This window comes from Phytoactinopolyspora endophytica (genome assembly GCF_004138495.1).
Classification (GTDB): Bacteria; Actinomycetota; Actinomycetes; order Jiangellales; family Jiangellaceae; genus Phytoactinopolyspora; species Phytoactinopolyspora endophytica.
Map to the genome: position 1 here is coordinate 78100 of NZ_ML142856.1, position 3236 is coordinate 81335.

Annotated in this window: 1 protein-coding gene; it reads right to left on the reverse strand. The window is 68.3% G+C overall.

Going from position 1 to position 3236, the window contains the following annotated elements; all coding sequences use genetic code 11:
* Positions 1 to 15: 15 nt before the first annotated feature.
* Positions 16 to 2808, reverse strand: a complete 2793-nt coding sequence (locus tag ELR45_RS16665) for a LuxR family transcriptional regulator (protein WP_129667411.1) — start codon at positions 2806 to 2808, stop codon at positions 16 to 18.
* Between the last annotated feature and the right edge of the window lie 428 nt (positions 2809 to 3236).

The window sequence follows — 3236 nt, forward strand, 5'->3', positions numbered from 1 at the left end:
CGTAAGCGGTTTCCATCAATCCCGGCTCGACTCGTCTGTGCCGTCGGACGACGCGTGGGCGGCCACGGCCATGCCGGCCAGCTCCGCCCGCGACCGCACACCCAGCTTCCGGTAGATCTTGCCCAGGTGCGTCTCTACGGTGCGTACGGAGACGAACAGCTCAGCGGCGATCTCGCGGTTCCGCCGCCCCGCCACGACCAGCGCGACCAGGCGTCGCTCGCTCTCTGTCAGCGGATCCAGCGCGCGCCGCTGGCGCGGGATCGCAAGCACACCACGCGCAACCGATCCCAGCTCCTCTTGCGCTCGGGTGGCCAGGCCCGTCGCGCCCGACTCCGTTGCCAGCACGATGGCGCGATGCAGCCATTCCACTGCCTCCGGATGGCGGCCCAGCTCGCCGAGCCGCTCACCGCAGCACAGCTGGGTGCGAGCGAGCTCCACCGGCGACGCCGAATCGGAGCAGGTCTGCGCGGCCACCGCGAACAACTCCACGGACTCCTCGCCCTCGGCCACCAAGGCGCGGCAACGGGCGACGGTGTGTCGGGCCCACGAGGTGGGGACGCGGGATGCGCGGGCCTCATAGGCCGCCAAGGCGGCCCGGGCACGCTCGAGGTCGCCACGCTGTACACATGCCTCGATGAAGTCCGGCTCGGTCGCCAACACCGACGGATCGTCGCAGGCGAGCGCGTAGTGCCGCGCTCGCTCCAGCGCGGACATCGCCTCGTCGAGCTGGTTGAGCCGCAGGTACATCGCCCCGGACTCGGACTGCACCAAGGCCCTGGTCCACCAGTCACCACGGTCCCGTGCCAGCGTCTGCGCCGCCTCTTGGCATTGCAGTGCGGCTTCGACGTCCCCCATGAGCGCGTGCGCACGGATCATGTACGCCGGGATCCTGCCTTGGTGCGGAGGATGCGGCCCGACGACCCGCCGCCACGACTCCGCCGCCTTCTTGGCCGCAGCCAGCCGGCCCGCACGGATCTCCAGCACCCCCGCCACTGACCAGGCATTGCCCACGACGGCCGACGAGTCGCCGAAGCGTCGCTGCTCGGTGATGATCTGTAGCAGCCGGCGGGCCTCGTCGAACCTTTCCGCGCGGGTCAGCACCATGGCGTGCCGGAGACATCGGTCCGCCTCGGCGAAGACGCCCGACGCGGGTCCGTCCGCCTCGATCAACATCGCAGCTCGATCGAACTCACCGGACAGTGCCGCGATCCAGGCCGTGATCCTCCGGTAGCTACCCACTGTGTCCGGACAGAGCAGCGGCAGATGCCGTTCGACGCGGGTCAGGTAGTCCACGGCGTCGTCCAGTTCGAGCCGGTCCGCGAAGCCGGCCGCGCCGACCAGCCAGAACTGTGCCGCACGATCCGGATCGGTGTCCATCAACGCATCGGCGTGAACCTCGATCAGGTCCGTTGGCACATGTCCGTCATCGATGAGGTGAGCTCGCACCTCCAGCAGTGCAAGCTCCGCGCCCTGTTCACCGGAGACGTCGGCTCGGTTGCGTTCCCGGGCGATGCGCATCGCCTCGTCGGCCCGTCCGGCGAACGCTGCCAGCTTCCCGGTCGACAGCGAACGTTCCACGCGCTTTCGGGAGCCCGCGGTCAACCGTACGGATTCACGGGCGAACAGGTAGGACCGCGCGAGCTCGCCGCGTTGCCGGAGCTCACGCGACGCTTGCTCCAACTCCGCTGCCAGGTCCTCATCGGGCTCGTCCTGGGCACCGGCCCGATGCCATGACACGCGCTCGGCGTCCAGTCCGTCGTAGGCCTCGGCGAGCCGCTCATGTACCCGACGGCGCTCGTCGAGGTTCGACGCCCGCCAGGCGATCCAGCCGACCGCCGGCCTTCGCCACCGATACGAGCCGTCGGACGCCTCCAAGTGCCGGCTGAGCAGCCACTGTCCGACGTCACCGGCCTCATCGGCAGATGCGGTCAGCACGGGCCCGATCCGATCGTCCTCGCTGGCCGCGGCCACCAGCAACGCGAACCGCTGGCCGTCGTTCAGCTCATCGAGCTCAGCCAGGACCATATCCCGTACCGCCGTAGACGTCGGGAGGTAACGATCCAATGTGATCTGGCCACGGCGTTGCTCCGGCGACAGCCGATCCGCTACATCCAGCAGGGTCCGTGGGTTACCTCCGGCCCGGGAACCGAGCTCCTCGGCCACCGTCCCCGCCATGTCCGGGTATGCGCCTTGCAGGAGATCCACGACATCTTCAGACGCGAGCTCACGCAGCCGCAGGGTCGGAAGGCCGTCCAGGACGGGTGCCGAACCGGCGCTCCACTCACCGACCACGACCAATGTGAGCGATAACGCTCCCAGCCGACGTGCGATGATGCCCAGCGCCTCGTGGGAGCGGGCATCCAGGAACTGGGCGTCGTCGACCGCGGCCAGCACTGGCTGTTCCATCGCACCGATCAAGGGCAGCAGCTCCATCGCGACCTCACGTGGCCCGGACGCCTCATCGAGCCGGCCGAACAGTTCGGCCACCAATGTCTCCACGCCCGGCTGATCACCCGGCGACAACGCTCCGACCATCCCGGACACCACGAGGTGCAGCCCGGAATACGGCCAGTCACGTTCCGACTCGGCGGCCGTGACCATCGACACGGCGATCCGGGCGGCGTCGTAACGCGGACTCTGCGCCTCCGCCGCGATCGCACGCGCCAAGGCCGTCTTGCCGACGCCGGACGAGCCCGTGATGACCATCGAGCCACCACGGCCTGCAAGCAGCGCATCGACGAGGTCACAGCCCATCCGCAGCTCGTCCGTCCGACCCACCAGAGTGCTGCCTCGAACACCGTCCACCATCAAATAGGCTCCCCTCGCCCCTGACCCGCCGGTCCCACCCCGGACGTACTGAAACTGCCGTGACAGCAGCCTGCGCCGTCCGATATTCCGAAGCGGACAGCTCACACCACAGTGCCAGCGGCGATCACTGTACGACAGAGCCCGAACGGGGGATCTTGATGATCAAAGGAACTTCACACAACTGTGACCAGGGACATCGCAGGAAGGTGTGACGCTCCGCTCACTTCTAGGGGTCGAGAGCGGAGCGTCACTTTCCCTGGAGAAGGATGCAGCCGCTACCGCTAACGGTGACACCCTCACTGTGAAGGAGGCCCCGGAGGGGCCGATCAGCACGCGCGATCTCATCAATCATGGAAAGTGCCGGTCAGACACGGCTCGCCGTTCACGGTGGACGCTCCGCTCCCTTATAGGGGGGCGGGGAACGGAGC